Annotated in this window: 3 protein-coding genes; 1 reads left to right on the forward strand and 2 read right to left on the reverse strand. The window is 72.3% G+C overall.

What is annotated here, in order from left to right:
- Positions 1-235 precede the first annotated feature (235 nt).
- Both ABYE80_RS19415 and ABYE80_RS19420 read right to left on the reverse strand, forming a co-directional pair.
- Positions 236-1927, reverse strand: a complete 1692-nt coding sequence (locus tag ABYE80_RS19415) for an exonuclease domain-containing protein (RefSeq protein ID WP_372791956.1) — start codon at positions 1925-1927, stop codon at positions 236-238.
- Between the two features lie 53 nt (positions 1928-1980).
- Positions 1981-2481: a DnaB-like helicase C-terminal domain-containing protein gene (locus ABYE80_RS19420; RefSeq protein WP_372791957.1), complete on the reverse strand. Its 501-nt coding sequence runs from the start codon at positions 2479-2481 to the stop codon at positions 1981-1983.
- 50 nt (positions 2482-2531) lie between these two features.
- Between ABYE80_RS19420 and ABYE80_RS19425 the strand changes: the two genes are divergently transcribed.
- On the forward strand, positions 2532-2776 hold a 245-nt coding region (locus tag ABYE80_RS19425; protein ID WP_372791958.1), incomplete at its 3' end, for a hypothetical protein.

Here is a 2776-nt window from a genome sequence, read left to right on the forward strand (position 1 = left end):
GCTGTCGCCGTGACGGCGAGCAGCGACAGAGTGATACGGCGAGGCATGAGGCGGTCCCCTAGCGGGTCGAATGCCGACGGGCGTGACGTCGTCGGGCCCGTGAGTACGGGCCGCGAGACCGTACCAGCACCCAGGCCGGCGAACCCGGCAACGACACGCTGCGCCCTCGCCCCACCTGCGCGCGGCACCGGCAGCGGTAGGCGGCCGACGGCTGAGAGCAACCGGGGCGTGCCGTTCAGCGGCGGTGGTGGGGGCAGCTGTGTGGCAGCCGGCCGCGGGTGCTGGGCCGCTGCCACTCGTGCTGGCCGGCCTCACACCACAGCACCTTCGTGCCGTCCGGCAGCTCGCCGCGCAGCGGACTGACCGACCCCGTGCGAGCCTCGCGGCCTGAGGCCGGGGAGACCGGCCGCTCGTCGCCGCGCGCCTGCGATCGTGGGGCAGCGGCCTCGGGCTGGCCGGTGGGGGTGCGTCGTTGTTGGAGGTGCTGCAGGACGCGGGTGAGGTCGGGGGTGATCGGCGGGACGCCGCACATCGCCAGGAAGGTCCGCTCGTCGCAGATCACCGTGCCGTGCTCCTGGGCCTTCTTGAGCTTGCCGGTCATCACGCCGGGCTGGTTGGTGACCAGCAGGTCGGTGAGACGCGAGACGCTGCCCGACACCTGCAGGCCGTGAGCGCTGGCCATGTCGCTGGCGTCCTGGCGGGTCAGCTGATCCAACGGCCCGGTGAACGCCACCCGCACCGGCGCGTCGGGGCTGACCGTGCGCCGGCGTGAGGCGCCAGGGCTGCGATTCGCGGGTGCGGGGCGCTGCACCGAGACGCCGGCCTGCTCATGGTCGGCCAGCAGCGCGTCGAGGTCCTCGGCGGGGAGGCCCACCGCGGTGGCGAACGCGCGCGCCTGCCGCTGCTCGGCCCAGTCGATGTGATGGTCGCTGGCGGCCAGCCGCACCATGCGCTGCAGCTGGTGCAGGTGCGCCTCGCGGCGGGCCTGATGGGACAGCCGCAGCCGGCGGGCCAGCGCCTCGAGCTCGAGGATCTCCTGGTCGCTGAGCACGAAGTCCGCCAGCGCCCGCTCCAGAAGCGCCCGGTACTCGCCGCGCTCATCGCGGCCGTCTAGACGGGCCGGCAACCGGGGAGGCCCGTGGCCCGCCCGGCTGCGCAGTCTGCCCGCCGTGCCGGTGACGGTCGGGAGGCCCAGCGGTTGCGAGAAGGCCTGGCCCATGGCGCCGCGCGCGGCGAGGTCACCGAGGGTGTGGTGGTCGCGCTCCCGGGCGCGGGCCAGGTAGCAGTCCGCGAGCGCTGCGGCGACCAAGGCGTCTTGGAGCGCGTGATGGTCGGGCGTGATGTCCAGGCCTTCCTGCCAGGCTGCCCAGGCCAGCTTGTGCTGCACGGGGCCGGGCAGGCCGACGCTGCGACGCAGGCGCATCGTGCACGCCCACGCGGGTTGGGGCTCGTGTCCCAGGCGCCGGAACTCCGCGGAGAGCATCCGCGCGTCGAACGGTGCGTTGTGGGCGACCAGCAGCGCCCCGTGGGCAAGCCTCGAGATCTCCGGGGCGACCTCCGCGAAGCGCGGCGCGTCCTGCAGGTCCTCGTCGGTGATGCCGTGCACGAAGCTGGCTGCGACCGGCCTGTCGGGGTGCAGCAGCGTGCAGAGATGATCAAGCACCGATCCGTCCGGCGCCATCCGCACACAGGCGATCTCCACCACGCGGTCCTCGTGACCGAACCCGGTCGTCTCGGTGTCGATCACGCAGATCTCGAGCTCCGTCAGCGCAACCTCCCCCGCGATCCGGTGCGCCGGCGCCCGGCGCGCGATCGCCTGGACTGGCGCGCGGTCACCCTGATCCAGGACAGGCCACGGCGGCCCCTTGGGCCTTGGAGGCGCACTGGTGGCCGACCGGCGGCCACGGAAACGATCAAACAGACCCATGACGAGCTCAATCCCTCCGACAGCAGGCGGAAACCGTCCGCCCGCGCCGTAGCCTAACCGCTGCTCGTGACGCTGTTCGTCGGTGGTGCGGTTCGGTGCGCCGAGCCGCGCACACGAGTTACTCGAGGTGTGTTCTGCCGGTGCGGTGGCGGTCCTCGCGCGCCGCGGGGCACGCGAGGACCGTGCCGCTGGTGTGCGGGGTTGGGCGGGGAGAGCGTCGAGTCGCATGTGGGTGGCGTGCATGTGTAGGCGGGCGGTGCCGAGGGCCGGCGCGGTTCTTGGCGACGGTCAGTTCGACTTCGCCGGGGTGTCGGTGTCGGGGTAGTAGTAGTCGTCGCGTGCATGAAGGTGGCGGTGTTGCCGTCGGCTTCGATCTGTCCGGACTCGCGCAGGTCGGAGAGCATCGGGCGTTGGTCGGTGCCTTCTTCGACCTTGCGGGACAACTGGCTGAGCCCGAGGACCGGCACGTCGAGGGTGCGGGCCAGCTGTTCGAGCGCACGGCTGATGCGGCTGACCTCTTCGGTGCGGTTGCCGGTCGGTCCTTCGCCGCGCATCAGTTGCAGGTAGTCGATGGGACGGGTGGTCCGCGCAGCCCGCAGCGCGGGTGCGCGATGAGTTCGACGAGCAACTCGCCGGACCGCATGCGCTGCAGGCCGCTATCGAAGATATCCGCACCACGGTCGACCAGCACCGCCGGGCGCTGCAAGGGGCGGAAACCGAACCGCGCGCGAGCGGGGAGTGGAGGTCCGCAGCGCGGCCGACCGATGAGTTCTTCCCCGTCGGGCGGTCTTGGGTGCATGAGCGATCTCACGAAGGACCCCACGACCGTGTCGAACCTCGGCGTCGCCA

This window comes from Paraconexibacter sp., assembly GCF_041602235.1.
Lineage (GTDB): Bacteria > Actinomycetota > Thermoleophilia > Solirubrobacterales > Solirubrobacteraceae > Paraconexibacter.

Bases quoted from the DNA above. Each gene is read 5' to 3' on its own strand.
- ABYE80_RS19415 (WP_372791956.1), bottom strand. From the start codon at position 1,927: ATGGGTCTGTTTGATCGTTTCCGTGGCCGCCGGTCGGCCACCAGTGCG.
- ABYE80_RS19420 (WP_372791957.1), bottom strand. From the start codon at position 2,481: ATGCGCGGCGAAGGACCGACCGGCAACCGCACCGAAGAGGTCAGCCGC.